21 protein-coding genes are annotated in these 20,377 nt (G+C 58.0%); 16 read left to right on the top strand and 5 right to left on the bottom strand.

The genetic code is table 11. The features are described from left to right. Positions 1 to 21 precede the first annotated feature (21 nt). The 5 genes from cysS to rarD all read left to right on the top strand — a co-directional run bounded on the left by cysS (position 22) and on the right by rarD (position 5,068). Positions 22 to 1,425 carry a cysteine--tRNA ligase gene (gene cysS, locus ABJZ52_RS21295; RefSeq protein WP_348186765.1) on the top strand — a complete coding sequence of 468 codons (1,404 nt, stop codon included), beginning with the start codon at positions 22 to 24 and terminating at the stop codon, positions 1,423 to 1,425. 209 nt (positions 1,426 to 1,634) lie between these two features. Next, positions 1,635 to 2,003 (top strand): DUF559 domain-containing protein, encoded by a 369-nt coding sequence (locus ABJZ52_RS21290; protein WP_348186763.1) that lies wholly within the window; start codon positions 1,635 to 1,637, stop codon positions 2,001 to 2,003. Continuing rightward, positions 2,000 to 2,488: a GFA family protein gene (locus ABJZ52_RS21285; RefSeq protein ID WP_348186761.1), complete on the top strand. Its 489-nt coding sequence runs from the start codon at positions 2,000 to 2,002 to the stop codon at positions 2,486 to 2,488. The genes ABJZ52_RS21290 and ABJZ52_RS21285 overlap by 4 nt, the downstream gene beginning before the upstream one ends. A 2-nt stretch (positions 2,489 to 2,490) precedes the next feature. After that, positions 2,491 to 4,086, top strand: a complete 1,596-nt coding sequence (cimA, locus tag ABJZ52_RS21280; RefSeq protein WP_348186759.1) for a citramalate synthase — start codon at positions 2,491 to 2,493, stop codon at positions 4,084 to 4,086. Between the two features lie 19 nt (positions 4,087 to 4,105). Then, positions 4,106 to 5,068 (top strand): EamA family transporter RarD, encoded by a 963-nt coding sequence (gene rarD, locus ABJZ52_RS21275; protein ID WP_348312900.1) that lies wholly within the window; start codon positions 4,106 to 4,108, stop codon positions 5,066 to 5,068. A 60-nt stretch (positions 5,069 to 5,128) separates the two neighbouring features. On the opposite strand, the gene ABJZ52_RS21270 is transcribed toward rarD, so the two are convergent. Beyond that, positions 5,129 to 5,737, bottom strand: a complete 609-nt coding sequence (locus ABJZ52_RS21270) for a TIGR00730 family Rossman fold protein (protein ID WP_348186755.1) — start codon at positions 5,735 to 5,737, stop codon at positions 5,129 to 5,131. Between the two features lie 242 nt (positions 5,738 to 5,979). Between ABJZ52_RS21270 and ABJZ52_RS21265 the strand changes: the two genes are divergently transcribed. The 3 genes from ABJZ52_RS21265 (at position 5,980) to ABJZ52_RS21255 (ending at position 10,151) form a co-directional block, all read left to right on the top strand. Continuing rightward, complete coding sequence (locus tag ABJZ52_RS21265; RefSeq protein WP_348186753.1) at positions 5,980 to 7,521, top strand: LysM peptidoglycan-binding domain-containing protein; 1,542 nt, start codon at positions 5,980 to 5,982, stop codon at positions 7,519 to 7,521. A 210-nt stretch (positions 7,522 to 7,731) separates the two neighbouring features. After that, a complete protein-coding gene (locus tag ABJZ52_RS21260; protein ID WP_348186751.1) occupies positions 7,732 to 8,217 on the top strand; it encodes a metalloregulator ArsR/SmtB family transcription factor in 486 nt (161 codons plus the stop codon). Between the two features lie 101 nt (positions 8,218 to 8,318). Further along, entirely contained in the window at positions 8,319 to 10,151 is a 1,833-nt protein-coding gene (locus ABJZ52_RS21255; protein WP_348187162.1) for an ABC transporter ATP-binding protein/permease, read from the top strand. Positions 10,152 to 10,182: 31 nt separating this feature from the next. Here the strand turns inward: ABJZ52_RS21255 and ABJZ52_RS21250 are convergent, their stop codons facing one another. Next, positions 10,183 to 10,365, bottom strand: a complete 183-nt coding sequence (locus ABJZ52_RS21250) for a hypothetical protein (RefSeq protein ID WP_348186749.1) — start codon at positions 10,363 to 10,365, stop codon at positions 10,183 to 10,185. Positions 10,366 to 10,459: 94 nt separating this feature from the next. Between ABJZ52_RS21250 and ABJZ52_RS21245 the strand changes: the two genes are divergently transcribed. From ABJZ52_RS21245 to ABJZ52_RS21230, 4 genes are all read left to right on the top strand, one after another. After that, complete coding sequence (locus ABJZ52_RS21245; protein WP_348186747.1) at positions 10,460 to 11,401, top strand: LysR family transcriptional regulator; 942 nt, start codon at positions 10,460 to 10,462, stop codon at positions 11,399 to 11,401. A gap of 139 nt (positions 11,402 to 11,540) precedes the next feature. Next, positions 11,541 to 12,245, top strand: coding sequence for a phosphatidylserine decarboxylase (locus tag ABJZ52_RS21240; protein WP_348186745.1), 705 nt, complete (start codon positions 11,541 to 11,543; stop codon positions 12,243 to 12,245). Between the two features lie 10 nt (positions 12,246 to 12,255). Next, positions 12,256 to 13,143 carry a phosphatidylcholine/phosphatidylserine synthase gene (locus tag ABJZ52_RS21235; RefSeq protein ID WP_348186743.1) on the top strand — a complete coding sequence of 296 codons (888 nt, stop codon included), beginning with the start codon at positions 12,256 to 12,258 and terminating at the stop codon, positions 13,141 to 13,143. Positions 13,144 to 13,231: 88 nt separating this feature from the next. Continuing rightward, positions 13,232 to 13,984, top strand: a complete 753-nt coding sequence (locus ABJZ52_RS21230) for an SDR family oxidoreductase (RefSeq protein WP_348186741.1) — start codon at positions 13,232 to 13,234, stop codon at positions 13,982 to 13,984. 80 nt (positions 13,985 to 14,064) lie between these two features. Here ABJZ52_RS21230 and ABJZ52_RS21225 read toward each other — a convergent pair whose 3' ends face one another. Beyond that, positions 14,065 to 14,313: a GNAT family N-acetyltransferase gene (locus ABJZ52_RS21225; RefSeq protein WP_348187160.1), complete on the bottom strand. Its 249-nt coding sequence runs from the start codon at positions 14,311 to 14,313 to the stop codon at positions 14,065 to 14,067. 163 nt (positions 14,314 to 14,476) lie between these two features. Between ABJZ52_RS21225 and ABJZ52_RS21220 the strand changes: the two genes are divergently transcribed. The 4 genes from ABJZ52_RS21220 (at position 14,477) to ABJZ52_RS21205 (ending at position 18,082) form a co-directional block, all read left to right on the top strand. Further along, a complete protein-coding gene (locus ABJZ52_RS21220; protein WP_348186739.1) occupies positions 14,477 to 15,340 on the top strand; it encodes a metal ABC transporter ATP-binding protein in 864 nt (287 codons plus the stop codon). Continuing rightward, complete coding sequence (locus tag ABJZ52_RS21215) at positions 15,333 to 16,157, top strand: iron chelate uptake ABC transporter family permease subunit (protein ID WP_348186737.1); 825 nt, start codon at positions 15,333 to 15,335, stop codon at positions 16,155 to 16,157. The genes ABJZ52_RS21220 and ABJZ52_RS21215 overlap by 8 nt, the downstream gene beginning before the upstream one ends. After that, the gene (locus ABJZ52_RS21210; protein ID WP_348186735.1) at positions 16,154 to 16,567 is read left to right on the top strand and encodes a Fur family transcriptional regulator; all 414 of its coding nucleotides are present in this window, start codon (positions 16,154 to 16,156) and stop codon (positions 16,565 to 16,567) included. The genes ABJZ52_RS21215 and ABJZ52_RS21210 overlap by 4 nt, the downstream gene beginning before the upstream one ends. A gap of 357 nt (positions 16,568 to 16,924) precedes the next feature. After that, positions 16,925 to 18,082, top strand: a complete 1,158-nt coding sequence (locus ABJZ52_RS21205; protein WP_348186733.1) for a glycosyltransferase family 87 protein — start codon at positions 16,925 to 16,927, stop codon at positions 18,080 to 18,082. Between the two features lie 24 nt (positions 18,083 to 18,106). Here the strand turns inward: ABJZ52_RS21205 and ABJZ52_RS21200 are convergent, their stop codons facing one another. Continuing rightward, entirely contained in the window at positions 18,107 to 19,279 is a 1,173-nt protein-coding gene (locus tag ABJZ52_RS21200; RefSeq protein WP_348186731.1) for a Gfo/Idh/MocA family oxidoreductase, read from the bottom strand. A gap of 16 nt (positions 19,280 to 19,295) precedes the next feature. Then, the gene (locus ABJZ52_RS21195) at positions 19,296 to 20,351 is read right to left on the bottom strand and encodes a sugar phosphate isomerase/epimerase (RefSeq protein ID WP_348186729.1); all 1,056 of its coding nucleotides are present in this window, start codon (positions 20,349 to 20,351) and stop codon (positions 19,296 to 19,298) included. Positions 20,352 to 20,377: the final 26 nt, after the last annotated feature.

Below are 20,377 nucleotides of genomic sequence, written 5' to 3'. Positions count from 1 at the left end.
GCCGGTCAGGAGATCTTTGTCATGAGCGCAGCGAAGCCCGGTTTCAAGGGACTGAAGCTCACCAATACGCTGACCCGGTCGAAAGAGGACTTTGTCCCGATCGACCCAGAAAACGTGCGCATGTATGTCTGCGGGCCAACGGTCTATGACTTCGCCCATATCGGCAATGCCCGGCCCGTGATCGTCTTCGACGTCTTGTTCCGCCTGCTGCGTCATCTCTACGGCGCCGAGCATGTCACCTATGTGCGCAACATCACCGACGTCGATGACAAGATCAACGCCCGCGCCTTGCGCGACTACCCGGAATTGCCGCTGAACGAAGCGATTTCGAAGGTTACCGAGAAAACGGCCAATCAGTTTCATGCCGACGTCAAGGCGCTCGGATGCCTGGAGCCGAGCGTGGAACCTCGCGCGACGCAGCATATCGATGGCATGGTCTCGATGATTGAATCCCTCATCGAGAAGGGCCATGCCTATCAGGCTGGCGGTGAAGTGCTGTTCGATACGGCATCGATGCCTGCCTATGGCGGTCTGTCGAAGCGCAATCTCGACGACCAGAAGGCGGGTGCACGCATCGCGGTAGATGAACACAAGAAAAGTCCGGGCGACTTTGTCCTGTGGAAGCTGTCCACCGGCGATGAACCAGGTTGGGATAGCCCTTGGGGACGGGGTCGTCCCGGCTGGCACATCGAATGCTCGGTCATGAGCGAGCATCACCTCGGCAAGGTCTTCGACATTCATGGCGGCGGGCTGGACCTGATCTTCCCGCACCATGAAAACGAGATCGCTCAGTCCTGCTGTGCCCATGACACGGACAAGATGGCCAACTACTGGCTGCACAACGGGTTCGTGCAGGTGGAGGGTCGGAAGATGTCCAAGTCCGAAGGCAACTTCGTCACCATTCATGACCTGCTGGAGACCGACAAGTTCGGCGGTCGAAAGTGGCCCGGCGAAGTCCTGCGCCTTGCGATGCTGATGACCCACTATCGCGAACCGATCGACTTCTCGGTCAAGCGGCTGGAGGAGGCCGAACGCCTGCTCGGCAAGTGGCCGGAAGTGATCGAAACCGATGTTCTTCCTTCGGAAGATGTCATGGCCGCGCTCGGTGACGACCTCAACACGGCGGCTGCGATCCAGGCTCTCCATGCGCTTGCCGGCGAGGCCGCGCGCGATCCGGAAAGGCTTGCCGTTTATTCGGCGTCCGCGACTTTGCTCGGGGTTGCTCCAGTGGCCGTTGATACGGCCTCCCTGGACACGGGCTCAATAGAGGCGCGGATTGCAGAACGCCTGGCTTTTTTCGAGGTCAAAAACTTCGCCGAGGCAGACCGTATTCGCGATGAACTGGTTTCTGAGGGAATTCAGCTAATGGATTCAAAAGACTCCGAAACCGGCAAGCGCGTGACCACCTGGGAAGTCAAACGCTAGTGTTTTTGATGGGCGCCTCATATCCCCCCCTCTGTCCCTTGCAGGGACATCTCCCCCTCCAGGGGGGAGAGGGGGCTTTTCCGTGTGGTGTAGGATTCTATCCTGACTCACCATCGGTTGTGGAAATGAAAGCATTCCCACACACTCCACTCTCCCCCTTAGAGGGGGAGATGTCGGCGCGAGCCGACAGAGGGGGGGAACACGGTCTCATGCCCAGACACATTCAGCCCGGCTATATGCGCGCGAATGCCAAACGCCTTCGCAAGCAGATGACACCGGAGGAGAAACGTCTCTGGCAAGTCATTCGGGCGCATCGGTTGGGTGGAATCGCCTTTCGCCGCCAGATGCCGATTGATGGTTTCATAGTCGACTTTGCAGCCCCATCCCGAAAAGTCATCGTTGAGCTGGATGGCTCACAGCATGCGGATAACGACGCTGTTGAGGCAGACCATCTGCGTGACGCAAGACTTGAAGCTCTCGGCTGGACGACCCTGCGGTTCTGGAATTCTGAAGTGCAACGGGATCTGGATGGCGTCTGTCGGCGCATCTTGGCGGTTTGCGGAAGGGAGCAGTCATGAGTGAGCCTGACATCCATTCTGGAGGCTGCCAATGCGGGGCCATCCGTTATTGCGTATCCGGTTTGAAGAGGCCGACTATTTGTCACTGCCGCATGTGCCAGAAGGCTGTCGGTGGTCCCTTCGCTGCGCTTGTTGTGACCGAAAATCTGAGCTGGACCCGTGGTGAGCCCAGCTATTTTCAAAGTTCCAATCTCGTGCGCCGGGGGTTCTGCGGCAATTGCGGCACGCCTTTGACATATGAATTCGAGGCGTCGAACATTGATATTACCATTGCCTCTCTCGATGAGCCCGAGGGTTTTGCGCCAGTGCTGCAGCTTGGCGTTGAAAATCGCCTGCCCTGGTGTGAGGGGCTGACGGAGCTGCCCGAGCGCTCGCCCGAGGAAGAAGCGGCTGCCGCAGCGGTCTTCGCCGGGATAGAAAGTCTCCAACATCCTGATCACGATACAATAAGCTGGGACACGCCAGCACCGAGCGACAAGGTTTGAACATGGCCAGGGAACGCCTTTATCTCTTCGACACGACGCTTCGCGACGGAGCCCAGACAAGCGGGATCGATTTCTCCGTAACCGAGAAGATCGTGATCGCCGAGCTTCTGGATCGCCTGGGCGTGGACTACGCGGAGGGCGGCTACCCAGGCGCCAATCCGACGGACGATGAGTTCTTCGTCGAAAAACGTACGCAGAAAGCCAGGTTCACGGCTTTCGGTATGACCAAGAGGGCCGGACGCTCCGTATCCAATGATCCCGGGCTGCAGCAGATCCTGGCAGCAGACGTGGATGCCTATTGCTTCGTCGCCAAGTCATGGGACTATCACGTCAAGGTCGCGCTCGGTTGCACCAACGAGGAGAATCTCGAGTCCATCGCCGACACCGTGAAGGCGGCAGTTGCCACCGGGCGTGAAGCGATGATCGATTGCGAGCACTTCTTCGACGGTTACAAGGCAAACCCGGACTATGCGCTGGCGTGTGCCAAGGCCGCCTATGACGCCGGTGCGCGTTGGGTCGTTCTATGCGACACGAATGGCGGTACGTTGCCCGACGAGATCAAGGACATTGTCACGAAGGTCCAGGCTGTTGTTCCCGGGACCCATATTGGCATTCACACCCATGACGACACGGGCCATGCCATTGCCAACGCGCTGGCGGCCGTTGAGGCTGGCGCACGGCAGATCCAGGGCACTCTGAACGGCATCGGCGAGCGCTGTGGCAATGCCAACCTGATCAGCCTGATCCCGACACTCCTTCTGAAACCTGCCTATGCGGACCGTTTCGAGATTGGTGTTGCCAGGGAACAACTGGCCGAGATCACGTCGATCTCCCATGCCTTTGACGAGATCCTGAACCGTTCGCCCAATCGGCATGCCCCGTATGTTGGCGAGACCGCTTTCGCGACCAAGGCAGGCATCCACGCGTCTGCGATCCTGAAAGATCCCCAGACCTATGAGCATGTGGCGCCGGAATCCGTCGGCAACCGTCGGCGTGTTCTGGTCTCTGATCAAGCTGGAAAGAGCAACTTGCTCGGCGAATTGCAACGGCTTGGAATTTCAGTCAACAAGACGGATCCGCGTCTCGACCACCTTTTGGCGGATGTGAAGCAGAAGGAAGCCGAGGGCTACGCCTATGAGGCTGCCGATGCATCTTTCGAATTGTTGGCGCGCCGGGCACTCGGAGAGGTTCCGCAGTTCTTTGCCGTGAATTCTTTCCGCGTCATGGTGGAGCGCCGTCACAATGCCATCGGCGAGCTGGTCAGCGTTTCCGAGGCTGTCGTCAAACTCGACATTGGCGGCGAGGAACGCATGTCGGTTGCAGAAGGGAATGGTCCTGTGAACGCGCTCGACATGGCTCTGCGCAAGGATCTTGGAAAATACCAGGCCGCCATCGACGGGCTTGAGTTGATCGACTACAAGGTTCGCATCCTCAACGGCGGCACAGGGGCTGTGACGCGGGTTCTGATCGAGAGCCACGACACGACCGCGCATCGGCGCTGGTTCACCATTGGTGTTTCCAGCAATATTGTTGATGCCTCTTTTCAGGCCCTGGTCGACTCCATCAATTATGCACTGCTGAAGGCCGTAGCTGCCTGACGCGGGTGCTTCGAAAGGCATGAGCATGAGCAAGGTGCCCGGTCCTGCGACCCGTCCCGGCGGTCAATCTGCGTCAGATGATCAAGCCGACATCAAGGTCGGACTTGCCTATGCCTTCGGCGCTTATGGGCTTTGGGGCTTCCTGCCAGCCTATTACAAGCTGACAGACACGGTTGGTGCGGACCTCATCGTGGCGCACCGGATCGTCTGGGCTGTGCTGCTCGTCGGGCTGTTCCTTGTGCTGATGCGCAGGTTCGGCGAAGTGTTGGAGATTTTGCGGACACCGAAACTGGTCGGTTTCTTGTCCATATCGGCGACACTTGTATCGTTCAATTGGCTGGTGTTCGTCTGGGCCATTGGCCAGGAGAAAGTGCTCGATATTTCATTGGGTTATTTCATCAACCCGCTTGTGAGCATTCTTGTTGGACTGGTCGTTCTTCGAGAGAAGCTGACGCCGCTTCAAGGCGTGGCCGTTGGACTGGCAGCGCTGGCAGTCGCGATCAAGGCTGTTCTTGCCGGCGGTCTGCCGTGGGTGTCGCTGTTCCTGGCGTTCTCATTTGCCGGCTACGGCTATCTGCGCAAGGTCATTCCCGTGCGGGCGACGCCTGGTCTTTTCATCGAAACAAGCCTGCTGTCGCCAATTGCTCTTGGCTATCTGCTGCTGAATCTGAGTTGGGGCGCTAATGCCTTTGTGCTCGAGCAGCCTTGGGTCCTGCTGGCATTGATCGGCAGTGGCGCGGTCACCGCCGTGCCGCTTGTCATGTTTTCCGCCGGGGCGCGGCGCCTGCCGCTCGTGCTGATCGGCCTGCTTCAGTACATAGCCCCTTCGCTGCATTTCATCATGGCGGTTTTTGTCTGGGGCGAGCCGCTCGATCAGACCACGTTGATGACCTTCGGTATCATCTGGGCCGCGTTGGCTGTCTTTAGCTTTGACTCCCTGCGGCGCTGGAAGCGGGGCCGTGCGGTCGCCACACCTGGCTGATGGCGTGAGCAGGCAGCCCGCCTGTGCGGGCTGCAATCATCAAGTGTCAAAAGCTTCGGTTTAGAGCTTTTCCATCGGAGCGCGATCGTCCTTGAGGTCGGGTTCTTCCGAACCGTCCCCCACGGCGTCCGTCAACATGGGAATCGCGTCCTCGATTCGGTTCGCGACCAGGTAGGGAACCTCGCTGTCCGGACGGATGAAGCCCTGGGCGCGCATGTGGTCGAGCAATTCAAGCAGCGGTGACCAGAACCCGTTGACGTTGGCCAGAAGCACCGGCTTCTTGTGCTGGCCAAGCTGAGCCCAGGTCATCATCTCGACCGCTTCTTCAAGCGTGCCGATCCCGCCGGGAAGGACGATGAAGGCGTCGGCCTTTTGAAACATGAGCTGCTTGCGCTCATGCATGTTTTCCGTAATCGTCAAATCGGTGACCGCGTCCAGCATTTCTTCGCGTTTTTCGAGGAAATGTGGAATGATGCCAGTGACTTGGCCGCCTTCGTCCAGAACCGCTTTGGCGACGGTCCCCATCAGACCGACAGAGCCCCCGCCATAGACGAGACGTAAACCGGTTTCGGCCAGCAACTGCCCGAGGCGTGTGGCGGTTGCCTCATAAACAGGGTCGGTCCCAAAGCTGGAACCACAATAGACACAGACGCTTTGAATTTTTTTCATCCGTTTTATTTTGCACCGGCAGGTCGCAAGGTCAAGCGCAGCATTTGAGCGCCCAGATCATAAATGTGGCAAGCCTTTCAAACAGGGTGCGGATTTCTTGCCGCGATACAAAAAGGCGTATATTCATAGCCTTAGTGAAAGTTTACCGACTGCTGAAGCTGACCTGATGCTTTGGCCAGTCAGGAAAAGATCTTGACGGTGGGGAAGGAACAGGGTTTCCGCGCCGCGGATGGGAAGTCAGAATGACGAACACTGCTTTGATCAAGGCCGTTATTGCTGCCTTTTTTGTCGGGAGCGCCGCGCTGGTCACCGGGTATATCTACTCGAATGGTGGCGAGGACGACCAGGCGCCTGCAACGCAATCGGTTGCAGAAACGACGCAAGAGCCTGCCGGCAGCGCCAGCAAGGACGAAGTCGCCGCAACCAGCGCACCGGATGACACCGTCAGTGCCGCCGGAGAGCCTGAAGCGACCTCTGCCTCGCCGGAAACCCTGCTGTTTGATGTGGTCGGCGTCGAGCCGACCGGAGATGCGGTTATCGCTGGACGCTCCGAGCCGGGAGCTATCGTGGCGCTAACGGCAAACGGAGAAGTCGTCGGCAAGGGCATCGCAAACGACAAGGGCGAATGGACCATCATTCTCGATAAACCGCTGCCATCTGGTGATTATGATGTCGGGCTACAGACCCAGAATGCTGACGGTACTTCTAGTCGTGATTCGAGCCAGCGCCTGGCGGTATCGGTTCCCGAAGACGGCACGTCGCAGCCCCTCGTTGTTTTGAACAGCCCGGATGCGCCATCGACCTTGCTGCAAAAGCCCGAGCTCGCTGAAGCCGCTCCGGAGCAAGAGCAGCAGGTTGCGGCGGCAGAGGTCGAGGAGACAAAAGCTCCCGCCGCAGAGACTGCTGCAGGCACCGTTTCTGATGTGGCCGGCGACACCAAAGCCGAAGAAGGCGCACCCGCTGCCGCTGAGACTGTCGTTGCGGCCGTTGAGGCAGAAGCACCGGACGTGGCAGCCGACGCCGCTGAGGTTTCTGTTTCTGATGCGCAGTCCGACGCCTCTGATGAACCAGCTCCTGTCGAAACGGCAAGTCCTGCAGACCCGGTTGCCAAACCTGTTAGGGAACCGATTGCCGAAACCGAGGCCGCCAACGCTGGCAGCGCTGAAGAACCGGCGCCCGTCCAGAAGCCTGCAAGTGAAGCAGTGGCCGCGACGCAGTTGACAGCGGAAGAGGCTGGCTCTGATCCGTTGACGCTCACCGTGACCGTCGATGCTGTCGAATCTGAGGCCGGCAAGATCTATGTGGCCGGGACTGGCAAGGCTGGAAACACGATACAGGTCTATGTTGCCGATGCGTTGATTGGCGATGGGCTTGTCGGCAGCAATGACCGTTGGCTGATCGAAGAACATCAGGATCTTGCACCCGGTTCGGTCGAGGTGCGTGCGGATATGATTGGTGCTGATGGCAAGGTGCTGGCGCGCGCCGCGGTGACCTTTGAAAAGGAAGCAGAAGCCATTGTCCTGACCAAGGTCGTTGCATCTGGCCAATCCGCAGACAACTCCGACAGCGCGGGCGTTACCGTCTCCAAGCCTTTGCCGAACGTCATCATTCGCAAGGGCGACAATCTGTGGCGTATTTCTCGTCGCCTCTATGGGGATGGCGTTCGTTACACGACGATCTATCAAGCCAACAAGAAGCAGATCCGCGATCCAGACCTGATCTATCCCGGGCAAGTTTTCCTGACCCCTGAGGGCGATCTCAACTGGGCGCCAGAACAGAACTAGAATCGCCTGCTGCGTGTTTTATGAAGCCGCCGTAGCCTGTCCGGGTGCGGCGGCTCCTTCTTTCCATCGCTAACGGCCCATTGACGCCACCAGCTTGTGCGCTGATCCGTAAAATTGATCTCACGCCCTTGTTAAACATCTGACTCATCGCATATTTACGATGAGAGCCGGGGCAGTCTTGATGTGCCGGGCAGGTGGAGAGGACGCTCAATGGATGACAAGCGAACCGGTCCGACGCGGACCGGCGATGGATCGTCTTTGCGTGACAGTTCGGACAAGTGCAGGCGCGACAATGTCAGCCAGGATCCAAACATGGATCTCTCCCGTACTTTCAGGGCTTTGGGTCATCCCGCCAGGATCGCGATCATCGAAGCCCTCGCGAACCGCCCTGATGCCTGTTGCGGCGATATTGTTGAGGCCTTGCCTCTCGCTCAATCGACGGTTTCACAGCATCTGCAGGTTTTGAAAGAGGCCGGTTTGCTCACCTGCTGCACCCGTGGTCGCTGTTGCCACTATGACCTTGATGTCGACAGGCTTCACGAGGCGAGTGCCGCAGCCGAGACCTTTTTCTCTGCCGTCCTGAAAGCGGGCAGGGGAACGTCGTCACCATCTGCCATGCCGCCCACCGCCTACGTTGATAGCAAGAGCTACGACACTACCGATACGACAGAAATTTCGTCTGGAGATACTTTTTGACCGATCAGACCTCACAGTTTTCTGCCGATCCGGATGCCGCTGGGGCTGATGCGCAGCCCGCAAAACCTGTCAGCGCGGACGAGGGATCCACCTTTGCGACGCTGATCAACCTGTGGCCTTACATCTGGCCAGCCCATCGCCCGGACCTGAAAGGCCGGGTCCTGCTTGCGGTCGTCGCCTTGGTGGTTGCCAAGGTGGTCACGGTGTTTTCGCCCTATTTCTTTGCCTGGTCGACTGACGCGCTGACGGGAGAGACCGATAATCTGCCGGCGTTCCTCGTCGCCCCGATCATGCTGGTGCTTGCCTACAATGCGGCCCGTGTCCTCGCTGTTGCCTTCAACCAGATGCGCGATGCGCTCTTTGCCCGTGTCGGACAGCACGCGGTACGCCAACTGGCGAACATCACATTCCGGCACTTGCATGAATTGTCCTTGCGCTTTCACCTGGCGCGGCGGACCGGCGGCTTGTCACGTGTGATCGAGCGTGGGGTCAAGGGTATTGAGGCGATTGTTCGCTTCACCATCCTCAACGGGATCCCGACGGTGCTGGAGTTCGCCATCATGGCGGTCGTGATCTGGTATCAGTTTGGCTGGGACTATCTGACGATTGTCACCCTGATGATCGTTGCCTATGTCTGGTTCACGATCAAGGCGTCCAATTGGCGGATCGCCATTCGCCGCGAGATGAACGACAGCGACACAGACGCCAATTCAAAGGCCATCGACAGCCTGCTCAACTTCGAAACCGTCAAATACTTTGGCAACGAGAAGATGGAAGCGGCGCGCTTCGATGTCTCAATGGAAAAATATGAAAGAGCAGCGACCAAGACGTGGACGTCGCTTGCCTGGTTGAACCTTGGTCAGACCGTGATCCTTGGGATCGGAATGGCGGCGTGTATGGTGCTTTCGGCGCGATCGGTCATGGCGGGCAGTCAGACGATCGGCGATTTCGTCCTGATCAATGCTCTCTTGATGCAGATCTCTATTCCACTCAACTTCATTGGCTTCATCTACCGCGAGATCCGTCAGGGCCTCGCCGATATTGAAAGCATGTTCGATCTCCTCGGCGTTCCCGCCGAAATTCAGGATAAGACCGATGCCAGTGACCTGCAGGCAGTCGAAGGGCGGATTGTTTTCGACAACGTCCGCTTTCACTACGATCAGGACAGGCCGATCCTGAAGGGTATCGAGTTTGAGGTTCCCGCGGGAAAGTCCGTCGCCATTGTTGGCCCCTCCGGGGCAGGCAAGTCCACGATCTCACGGCTCTTGTTCCGCTTCTATGATGTCAGTGGCGGAGCGGTGCGTATCGATGATCAGGACGTTCGCGACGTGACCCAGGAAAGCGTGCGCAGCGCCATCGGAATGGTTCCTCAGGACACGGTGCTTTTCAATGACACCATCGCCTACAACATTCGCTACGGTCGTCCGGATGCGACAGACGAGGAGGTGAGGGAGGCCGCGCGTATGGCGCAGATCCATGACTTTATCGAGCGGTTGCCCGGTGGCTATGACTCGGAGGTTGGCGAGCGCGGACTGAAGCTGTCCGGGGGCGAGAAACAGCGCGTGGCAATTGCCCGAACCATCCTCAAGGCACCGCCGATCCTGATCCTGGATGAAGCAACTTCAGCACTGGACACGCATACGGAGCGTGAAATCCAGACGGCTCTGGATCAGGTGTCGAAGAACCGGACAACGCTTGTGATTGCGCACCGCTTGTCCACCGTGGTCAATGCGGATCAGATCATTGTTCTTGAAGCGGGCGAGATCGCCGAACGCGGCACCCATGGGCAGTTGATGGCAAAGGGCGGACTCTATGCCTCCATGTGGGCGCGCCAGCGTGAGGCCGATGAGGCCGAAGAACGTTTGCGGGCTGCCAAGGAAGCCGATGAACTTGGAGTTGTTCAGCGTGGACCTCGCGCAGGTGAGCCCGTCTGATCCCAGGAGTTTTTTGCGAAGCCGTCCCAGATCAGGCGGCTTCGTTTTGAGTGGGCAGGCAGGCGCGCTCGGTTGTTTTTTTGACGGTTTTGGAAATCGATCCTTTCTGCAACGCCTTCTTTTGGCGGCCGATCAGCAGGCCAAAAAGTGCGCGTATGGCCTGATGACGATGCAGGCGTGCGCGTTCTTCGAATTCATCTCCGGTGTGGAACATGTTGGTCTCCTTTCGTGATGAGAGGAGTGTCGCATGTACAATTGAGTGCTATAATCAGGCTTGATTGGTTAGGATCATTCGGAGTTTTGGGATAATGCGTCTCGACGATCTTAGGTTCTTCACACGTGTTGCAGCGTTGAACAACCTGTCCGCCGCCGGGCGCGAGTTTGGCCTGTCTCCCTCTGCTGCAAGTTCCCGGCTGACGACGCTTGAGCGCGCCGTTGGAGCTCAGCTCTTCGCACGTACGACCCGCCGCACCACACTGACGGAGTCGGGACGGCTCTTTCTGGATCGCACCACCACTGCCTTGTCGGAGATGGACATGGCGCTTGGTTATCTGGAGGCTGTTAGCGAAGCGCCTAGTGGCGTTTTGCGCATTTCCTGCAATATGTTTTTCGGTCGAAAGCACGTGCTTCCGCACCTGGGTGAATTCAGGGAGCTTTACCCGGACATCAGGATTGCGATTGATTGCACGGATCGGATCGTCGACATCGTCGCCGAGGGGTATGACATGGCGATCAGGGGTGCACCCTTGCCCGATTCCTCGCTTGTTGCGCGACGGCTCGGCAGCAACAAACGGGCTTTATGTGCCTCGCCTGACTACATTGCACGCAAGGGGGTACCCAAGTCACCCTCAGATCTGATCAATCACGATTGTATTGGCCTCGAGGCCATGCCGTTCTGGTACTTCCACGGTCCTGATGGCGAGATCGCACATCGCGTGGTCCACTCGATTTACGGCGATAGCGGCGACTTTGCCTATGACGCCACCATCCACGGGCTTGGGCTAAGCGTCAAATCCATCTCTCACGTCTGGGAAGACCTGCGTGACGGCAGGGTCATCTCTTTGATGGAAGACTATCCGGTCGCGCGCACGGGTGACATCTGCGCCGTCTACCCGCCAGGCAAATACACGCCGCCAAAAGTCTCGGCGTTTATTGACTTCTTGAAGTCGAAATATGGAAAGCCGCCCTATTGGGAGACCGATTATCGCAGCAGTCGGGCTGCCGAAGCGGGAAAACCACCTTCCGTTTGATGAGAACGGTTCATTCCCGGCCAAAAAGCCGCTAGAACCGAAAAAGAAACGAAAAACAAAACGGTGCTTTTGGCGCCGTCAGTTCGGCGCCCCGATTTCAAACTGCGGCCTGGCAGCCGGACCAATCAAGGAAACACCAATGTCACTCGTCGATTCTGTCACCAAGGCCTTCGTTCCGATCCATCGCGAGGGTTGGCCCTTTGTTGCGATCGCATTGGTTGCGACGGTCGTCATCGGCTGGTTCGTCGATCCGCTGTTCTGGATCGGTCTGATCCTGACAGGCTGGGTCTGCTATTTTTTCCGCGATCCGGCGCGTGTGACGCCCGTTGACGACAATCTGATCGTCTCGCCGGCCGATGGCGTCGTCAGCCACGTCGGGCCGGTCATGCCTCCTGCAGAGCTGGAACTTGGCAGCGAGCCAATGCTGCGCGTGTCGATCTTCATGAATGTTTTCAATTGCCATGTGAACCGCGCTCCCATGGGCGGCAAGATCACACGCGTCGCCTACCGGGCAGGCAAGTTCCTGAACGCCGAGTTGGACAAGGCAAGCGAGCACAATGAGCGCAACGGTCTCGTGATCGAACGCGGCGACGTACGGATCGGTGTTGTCCAGATCGCAGGCCTGGTGGCGCGCCGGATTGTCTGCTTTGTTCGTGAAGGTGAGAGCATTGGCGCCGGTGAGCGCTTTGGCCTTATCCGCTTCGGGTCGAGGCTTGATGTCTATTTCCCGCAAGGCACGGTGCCTCGGGTTGCGCTGGGGCAGACCATGATCGCCGGTGAGACCGTGCTCGCGAACCTTTCCGAAAACGGCGGCAAGGCCCAACCGCTGACCCGTGTCAGCTAAGGACGGGCCGGTGAGCGATTCTTTCGACGAGCACGACGTGAATGCAGCTGGAAAGTCCGAGCGCAGGCAACCTCGTTTCCGGCGTGTTCCACTGCGGCTGATCTTGCCGAACCTGGTCACGTTGATGGCCTTGTGTTCGGGCCTGACCGCCATTCGCATGGCGTTTGAAGACCGCTGGGAGTTCGCGATTGGGGCAGTGCTGGTTGCTGCCGTCCTAGATGCGCTCGATGGACGTCTGGCGCGCATGCTCAAGGGCACGTCACGCTTCGGCGCAGAGCTGGACTCACTGGCTGATTTCGTCAATTTCGGCGTGACACCAGGCCTGATGCTCTACGTCTGGATCTTGAACGAAGCGGGCTCTCTTGGCTGGATTGCAGCGCTGGTTTTCGCCATTTCGGCTGCTCTGCGCCTTGCGCGCTTTAACGTTGCCCTCGACGATCCAAGCAAGCCTGCCTGGGCTGCGAATTTCTTCACCGGTGTACCTGCACCCGCTGGCGCGCTCATCGTTTTGATGCCGATCTATTGGGAGTTCCTCGGGCTCTTGCCTCATTGGCCGGAATTCGCGCCCGGGGTTGCTCTATATGCGATTGCGGTGGCGTTTTTGATGATCAGCCGCCTGCCTACTTTTTCGGGCAAGCGTGTGGGAACGAGGGTCCGGCGTGACTTTGTGCTGCCGCTTTTTGTCTTCGCCGTTCTGATCGTTGCTCTGACCGTCAGCTATCCCTTCCAGATGCTTGCTGTCGGATCTGCTCTGTACCTGGTATCGATCCCATTTGCCTGGCGATCGCACGGGGCATATCTGAAAGCTGATCAGACACTTGCAGCGGATGATGACGGTGATTGCGAAGACACGGATCTTGATCATCTCGGAGATCGCGACAAACACGACGCGGGCTGATTTTCAAAAACAGCCTGCTCGCAAATCGGGTTTCTAGTGCTTCAAACCCCGCATATCTAGGCTCCCTCTTTCAATGAGGAACCAGACAATGAACTTTGAAAACAAGACGATTATCGTGACCGGAGCGAGCAGTGGCATTGGTGCTGCCGCAGCACGACTTTTATCGGAAGCCGGCGCAAACCTTGTCCTCGCGGCGCGGCGGGAAGCGATGCTCGAAGAGGTCCGCCAAAGCTTGGGCGAGGGGGCGTCACGAGCGGTCGTCCTTTCAGGCGACGTGACGGATGAGAGCTACAACAAGGCGTTGGTGGATCTCGCTGTCGGAAGGTTCGGCGGCCTGAATGGTGCATTCAACAACGCGGGCGCGGTTGGAGACTTGGGTGACGTTCCTGCGATGTCCTACGAAAATTGGCAGGAGGTGCTGAGGACCAATCTCGACAGTGCATTTCTCGCTGCAAAGTACCAGGTTCCTGCGATTGAGGCACAGGGCGGTGGGTCTATTGTCTTCACGTCGTCTTTCGTGGGCCACACGATCGGGTTTCCGGGGATGGGGGCATATGCAGCGGCAAAAGCGGGACTGGTCGGCCTGACGCAAGTGCTTGCCGCCGAACATGGCGCGAACAATCTGCGCGTGAACGCGCTTCTGCCCGGTGGAACGCTCACAGACATGGCCGGAAGTGACCCGGAGTTTCACGCCTTTATCTCTGGTTTGCATGCGCTCAAGCGCATGGCCAAGCCAGAGGAGATCGCCAGCACGGCCCGCTACCTCCTGTCTGAAGAGGCGTCTTTCATCACTGGCGCCGCTCTGCTGTGCGACGGCGGAAATTCCATTTACAAGGTCTAGTCCGGGGCACTAGCTAAGACTGGGCTGCCGGTATGGCCTGCAGCCCAGTATTTTGATTGAACTGAAGCCGATGAATGACGTCAGCTTTTCCGGACGAATTTCTGTTCTGTGACACTGCGTCCCCATTGGTCGCCCTCGTATTCATCGACGAGTGAAAAACCGTTTCTTTCATAGAGTACTCTTGCAGCGACCAGGCCCTTGAGGGGGCAGAGATGGATCTCGTCAAATCCTTGAATTTCGCAATGAGCGAGGGCCTTCGCCAAGAGGCGGTTGCCCAAGCCTTTGCCTCTGAGGCGTTTGGAGAGAATGAACCAGCGCAAATGGGCGATGTTGTCACTCGGGAGGAGCGATGTCTTCGGTCTCTGGATGCACTAGGTGATTGCGGTCTCTGTTTCGACAGCTTATATAGTAATATTATAACATTGATGGCATGCCACTCGGTTCGAGATGCACCGTTTGGCGCAGAGTGTGGTCCTCCGGAGAGTGTCCTTGGTGACGTCTGAAAATGAGAAATCCTGCCTCCTTCGTCTGGAGCAGGCCGGCGTTCGTCGTTCCGATCGATGGCTGGTCAGAGGCGTGGACCTTTCGGTCTCTGCCGGTGAAATCGTCACGCTGATCGGGCCGAATGGATCGGGCAAGTCGACGACGGCAAAAATGGCGCTTGGTATCCTCAAGCCGTCAGAGGGAAAAGCATACCGGCGGCCCGGCCTGCAAATAGGCTATGTGCCGCAAAAACTGATGATTGACTGGACGTTGCCCCTGAACGTGCGGCGCTTCATGAGTCTGACCAGCCGTCTGCACGAGGATGAGGCGAAAGCCGCGCTTGAGCGAACAGATGTAGCGCATCTCATGCAGGCCGAGGTGCGCCACCTGTCCGGTGGCGAAATGCAGCGGGTTCTGCTGGCGCGGGCCATTGCCCGCAAGCCGGACCTGTTGGTTCTTGATGAACCGGTGCAGGGTGTCGACTATTCCGGCGAAATTGCGATCTACGACCTGATTTCAAAGCTCGGCGAAGAGCTTGGATGCGGGATCTTGATGATCTCCCACGACCTCCATGTAGTGATGGCGGCGACCGATCAGGTCGTTTGCCTCAATGGTCATGTCTGTTGCCGCGGTACGCCCACGGTTGTTTCCCAAAGCCCTGCTTTCCGGGAGCTGTTCGGTCATCGCGCGGGAGCGGCCCTGGCGGTCTATGAGCACCATCATGATCATGTCCATCTTCCTGATGGGCGAGTGCGCCATGCGGACGGTTCGGTAACGGACGATTGCGCAGGCGAACATTGCTCTGATGATCATGCACACCATTCTGCACACGCTGAAACCACGACAGGCAGAGAGGCGAAAACCCATGCTTGATGATTTCTTCATGCGCGCGCTCTTGGCGGGCGTCGGTGTTGCCATGGTCGCCGGACCGCTCGGCTGTTTTATCGTCTGGCGCCGGATGGCTTACTTCGGCGACACCCTCTCTCATGCCGCGCTTCTTGGTGTTGCGCTCTCGCTTCTGCTCGAGGTCAATACAACGCTCGCGGTCTTTGTGGTCTCTGCGGCCCTCTCGCTGATCCTGATTCTTCTGCGCAAGCGGGAGACCCTGTCTTCAGATGCCCTGCTTGGGTTGCTGTCGCATGCTGCCCTTGCGGTCGGCTTGGTCTGTCTGGCCTTCATGACCTGGGTTCGGATGGACCTGCTCGGCTTGTTGTTCGGCGATATCCTTGCCGTGTCTCGATCCGATATCGGGGTCGTGTACCTGGGCGGCGCGCTGGTGCTGGCGGTCCTGATTTGGATCTGGCGGCCTTTATTTGCAGCAACGGTCAATCCTGACCTCGCTGCCGCGGAAGGTCTGAAACCGGAGCGGGTCAATCTGGTCTTCATGTTCTTGATGGCGGCCGTCATTGCGATTGCCATGAAGATCGTCGGAGTCCTTCTGATCACGGCGCTCTTGATCATGCCGGCTGCCACCGCCCGCAGGTTTTCGACCAGCCCGGAACAGATGGCAATTCTGTCCGCATTGTTGGGTGCGCTTTCTGTCATCAGTGGCTTGTTCGGTTCACTGGAGTGGGATACCCCGTCAGGACCGTCGATCGTCGTGGCGGCCCTGATGCTCTTCATGATCAGTCTGATCCCCTTGTCTTTTGGCTGGGGGAACAAAAAGAACCGTAAGGGAGAAGCTTCGTGAGCGCTCATCATGAAAAAGATCAACCGTCTCTGACCAAGAACCAGACTCTGGTATTGGGCGCGCTGACTGGCTCAGACGGGCCTTTGACCGCCTACGCGATCCTGGATCTCTTGAGGGCAGACGGCTTCAGGGCGCCGCTGCAAGTCTATCGCGCGCTCGAGAAGCTTGTGGATTTTGGCATGGTGCATCGCCTCGAAAGCCTGAATGCCTTTGTGGCCTGCCGCCATCCGGGATGTACGTCCCATGACAGTGCCGCATTCGCCATTTGCGAGCAGTGCGGACTGGTGACCGAGTTTGCCCCCGACAAGGCTGTCGACATGCTCAAGAACTGGGCGAAGGCAGAAGGCTTTCAGATGGCCAAAACCACCGTTGAACTCCGAGGCCTGTGCCACGCCTGTACGGTGCACTGAGGCACTGCCCGCGAGCATTTTGAGCGAGGCCCCGGGAGGGTTTGAGGCCTTAATTGCGCGCGCCCCTGATCGCTGCAGCCCGGCGTGTTGTAGCGGAAACCGCCAATTGCGTTCTTGCTCCTTGAATGCGTAGGGCTGATCAGGAAAAAACCCAGAAAGAACTGCACGTAAACGTGGATTTAAATCAATTGTGACAAATCTGATTTATATCTTGAGTGTGCTGTTCGTTGATTGAGTTTGATAATGTCTTCCTCTTCTGATTGTCGTCGTTCGGTAACTATGGGGCTTTTCTCTGAATTTCCGATTTTTTCGCACTCTCAGAAGGCCGAACTGCTCCTGCCGGGAGGCGTGATATTCATGCTTTCTGTCGTACTAGGCGGAATTGTTACCATTTTCGCTCTGTGGGCGAATTTTGGCATGATCTTTGAGTTACCAGCCACTCTTGGAGCAGCTGAGAGCGAAGATATCGCGGCATTCTACAGGGCGGGGCAACTCGCGAGTCTCGGACAGGCTGCACAGTCCTATATACCTGCGGTCTTTCAGGAGCCGTTCTCTGAGAGCAACAAGAACCTGCTATTCTTGAACCCGCCTCATGCGCTTTTGTTCATGCAACCATTCGCGTCGATGACATACCCGATGGCGAAGGTCACCTATTTGGTGGTTTCGGCGCTCGCGCTCGTTGGGTTGGCTTTCTGCTGGTCTCCGAAATCGGCGCTTCCTGCATTTGTCCTGCTTGCTTTGTCTCCGGGACTTTTTTTCACCCTTGACTACCTTCAGCTGTCACCGATTGTGACCTTTTGTTTGACTTATGCGCTCTTGAATGCAGGGAAACGGCCGGTTGTGAGCGGCCTCCTGTTGGCTTTCGCAACGATCAAGCCGCAATACGGTCTGCTGGTACCTGTTTTTCTCGCAGCGAGAGGCTATTGGAAGACAATGCTGGTCGCGACCATTGCAACGCTTATGCTGATGTTGCTTTCGGTTGTTATCTACCAGCTCTCAATTTGGACCGCCTTTGTCGGTTCCTTGGTGAGCGGCGGTCATGCAGCTCAGGCAGGCTTCTTGCTGGACCTGATGCCGACTGTGCATACGATGGCGGGAAAGCTGGCAGCGCCTGACAGTGTCCGGCTCTTGACTCAAGTGACAGCGATCTTCTTGTCTGCCTGCCTGATTTGGTACGTCAGGGATATCGGAAGTCGAGAAGAACGCGTTGGCGTCACGTTGCTTGCAGCAGCTTTCGCAGCGCCGTCTTTCATGATGTACGACTGGCTGCATGTCTCTGTCGCTCTGCTGCTGCTGGCGACCGGAAGAGCTCCATGGCCACTATTGTTCCAGCTGGCGGCAGGACTGCTTTGGATTGCGCCCTATGTCGCGGTTTTTCTGGTCAATATAGATCCCAACGCGACTTTCTGGTTTACCGGTTTTATGCCGCTTTTAATGGGGTTCGTACTGCTAGGTGCAGTCTGGCTCCTTGACCGGACGGCAAACGTTGAGACAACGCCCCGCCCGGTCCAGTAGAGCTCTTCGTTCACTGAGCTAACGTCATACCTTCGTCCAGACCGCGCCCTCACTTGAAGAGCGTATGCAGGCGTCGATAAAACGCATGCCGCTCATTCCATCAGCAATTCCAGGGAATTGAACGTCCTTGGAAACAGACGCGCCAGTGCGCGCAGCCCGGATGGCCTCTGCCGCTTCGCGGTAGATGGTCGCAAAGCCTTCAAGGTAACCTTCCGGGTGTCCAGCCGGTACGCGTGTAACGCGCTCGGCAGCAGGCGTTGCCCCAGAACCGCCGCGCGTGATGAGGCGTTTGGGTTCGCCGAAAGGCGTGTACCAGAGATGGTTGGGCTGCTCCTGGTGCCACTCAAGGCCGCCCTTGTCGCCGTAGACGCGCAGGGATAGACCGTTTTCGTTGCCAGGCGCCACCTGGCTCGCCCAGAGCATGCCCTTTGCGCCGCCTTCAAACCGAAGTAACACGCTGACATTGTCATCGACCCTTCGGCCTGGAACAAAGCTCGTCAAGTCTGCAAGAACGGTGTCGGTCTTCAGTCCGGAGACGAAGCCACCGAGCTGATAGGCGTGCGTTCCGATGTCTCCGATGCAGCCGCCAGCACCCGATCGCGCAGGATCGGTGCGCCAGGATGCCTGCTTCTGTCCTGAGGACTCCAGATCTTCGGTCAACCAGTCCTGCACGTATTCCATCTGAACAAGACGAATGGTGCCAAGTGTTCCCGATTGCGCCATTTCCCGCGCCTGGCGGATCATTGGGTAGCCGGAGTAATTGTGTGTGAGGACAAACAGGCGCCCCGCGTTTCCGGCAACCTCGGCAAGGGCCTCGGCATCCTTGAGGGTCGATGTCAGCGGCTTGTCGCAGATGACATGGATCCCGGCTTCGAGAAAGGCCTTCGCGACCGGGAAATGCATATGGTTCGGCGTGACGATGGCGACAGCTTCAATGCCATCGGCGCGGGCGGCTTCCGCCTTTGCCATTTCGTTGAAGTCGGCGTAGCAGCGTTCCGGAGCCAGTCCAAGTTCCGCACCAGAGGCCTTGGAGCGTTCCGCGTCGGAGGAAAGTGCCCCGGCCACAAGCTGATAGTCGCCGTCAATACGCGAGGCGATGCGATGAACGCCGCCAATAAACGCCCCCTGTCCGCCGCCGACCATGCCGAGGCGGATGGTCCCGGGGTGGCCCGTTTTACCAGTGCTTTCGATTGTCATGTCCTGTGCCTTTTCTCTAGCTCAATCCCAACATTCGGCGGTTTTTCGCAGCGTCTGTTCCGCCGCCGGCGAAGTCATCGAAAGCATGCTCGGTGACGCGGATGATATGGTCGGCGATAAACGGAGCGCCTTCGGCAGCCCCGTCTTCGGGATGCTTCAGCGCGCATTCCCATTCCAGAACGGCCCAGCTGTCGTAGTCATAGGCGGCTAGCTTCGAGAAAATACCGGCGAAATCCACCTGTCCATCGCCAAGGGAGCGGAAACGGCCGGCGCGCTGGACCCACGGCTGATAGCCTGAGTAGACACCCTGACGGCCGTCCGGATTGAACTCGGCATCCTTGACGTGAAACGCCTTGATGCGCTCGTGGTAGATGTCGATGAAAGCCAGATAGTCCAGTTGCTGCAGGACAAAATGCGATGGGTCGTAGTTGATGCAGCAGCGCGCATGACCGTCGAGCGCATCCAGGAACATTTCGAAGGTCGCGCCATCAAAGACATCCTCTCCCGGATGGATCTCGTAGCAAACGTCCACGCCGTGCTCGTCATAGACATCAAGAATCGGTTTCCAGCGCTTTGCCAGTTCCTCGAAGGCGGTGTCAATCAGACCAGCGGGGCGTTGCGGCCATGGGTAGACGTAAGGCCAGGCGAGGGCGCCTGGAAAGCTGACGCTGGCATCCAGACCGAAGTGACGGCTGGCGACAGCCGCCTTTTTCATTTGGTCCACAGCCCATTCGGTACGTGCGTCGGGATTGCCATGAACGGTTTCGGGGGCGAATGCGTCAAAGGCTTCGTTGAAGGCAGGATGAACGGCAACCAGCTGGCCTTGAAGGTGCGTGGAGAGCTCTGTAACCGCTAGGTCCTTGTCGGCAAGCATGCCTTTGATGTCGTCGCAATAACCTTTGGACGCGGCTGCCTGATCAAGATCGAATAAGCGACCATCGAAGGTCGGGATCTGCAAGCCCTTGTATCCAAGGTCCGCAGCCCAATCCGCGATGGCCTCGAGCGAGTTGAAAGGCGCGGCATCTCCCGCAAACTGTGCCAGGAACAATCCCGGCCCCTTCATGGTCTTCATGTCTTTTCTCCCAAACGAAAAAAGGG

Origin of the sequence: Roseibium sp. (assembly GCF_039982295.1) — a bacterium.
Lineage (GTDB): Bacteria > Pseudomonadota > Alphaproteobacteria > Rhizobiales > Stappiaceae > Roseibium.
Note: the sequence above shows the minus strand (reverse complement) of the source record. Positions and strands in the feature narration are given on the sequence as shown.

What these genes read in the sequence shown, in the direction of transcription:
- ABJZ52_RS21205 (WP_348186733.1), top strand. Translation starts at nt 16,925, where the DNA reads ATGCTTTCTGTCGTACTAGGCGGAATTGTTACCATTTTCGCTCTGTGG.
- ABJZ52_RS21240 (WP_348186745.1), top strand. Translation starts at nt 11,541, where the DNA reads ATGTCACTCGTCGATTCTGTCACCAAGGCCTTCGTTCCGATCCATCGC.
- ABJZ52_RS21250 (WP_348186749.1), bottom strand. Translation starts at nt 10,365, where the DNA reads ATGTTCCACACCGGAGATGAATTCGAAGAACGCGCACGCCTGCATCGT.
- cimA (WP_348186759.1), top strand. Translation starts at nt 2,491, where the DNA reads ATGGCCAGGGAACGCCTTTATCTCTTCGACACGACGCTTCGCGACGGA.
- ABJZ52_RS21195 (WP_348186729.1), bottom strand. Translation starts at nt 20,351, where the DNA reads ATGAAGACCATGAAGGGGCCGGGATTGTTCCTGGCACAGTTTGCGGGA.
- ABJZ52_RS21290 (WP_348186763.1), top strand. Translation starts at nt 1,635, where the DNA reads ATGCCCAGACACATTCAGCCCGGCTATATGCGCGCGAATGCCAAACGC.
- ABJZ52_RS21245 (WP_348186747.1), top strand. Translation starts at nt 10,460, where the DNA reads ATGCGTCTCGACGATCTTAGGTTCTTCACACGTGTTGCAGCGTTGAAC.
- ABJZ52_RS21270 (WP_348186755.1), bottom strand. Translation starts at nt 5,737, where the DNA reads ATGAAAAAAATTCAAAGCGTCTGTGTCTATTGTGGTTCCAGCTTTGGG.
- ABJZ52_RS21285 (WP_348186761.1), top strand. Translation starts at nt 2,000, where the DNA reads ATGAGTGAGCCTGACATCCATTCTGGAGGCTGCCAATGCGGGGCCATC.
- ABJZ52_RS21230 (WP_348186741.1), top strand. Translation starts at nt 13,232, where the DNA reads ATGAACTTTGAAAACAAGACGATTATCGTGACCGGAGCGAGCAGTGGC.
- rarD (WP_348312900.1), top strand. Translation starts at nt 4,106, where the DNA reads ATGAGCATGAGCAAGGTGCCCGGTCCTGCGACCCGTCCCGGCGGTCAA.
- ABJZ52_RS21260 (WP_348186751.1), top strand. Translation starts at nt 7,732, where the DNA reads ATGGATGACAAGCGAACCGGTCCGACGCGGACCGGCGATGGATCGTCT.
- cysS (WP_348186765.1), top strand. Translation starts at nt 22, where the DNA reads ATGAGCGCAGCGAAGCCCGGTTTCAAGGGACTGAAGCTCACCAATACG.
- ABJZ52_RS21215 (WP_348186737.1), top strand. Translation starts at nt 15,333, where the DNA reads ATGCTTGATGATTTCTTCATGCGCGCGCTCTTGGCGGGCGTCGGTGTT.
- ABJZ52_RS21200 (WP_348186731.1), bottom strand. Translation starts at nt 19,279, where the DNA reads ATGACAATCGAAAGCACTGGTAAAACGGGCCACCCCGGGACCATCCGC.
- ABJZ52_RS21265 (WP_348186753.1), top strand. Translation starts at nt 5,980, where the DNA reads ATGACGAACACTGCTTTGATCAAGGCCGTTATTGCTGCCTTTTTTGTC.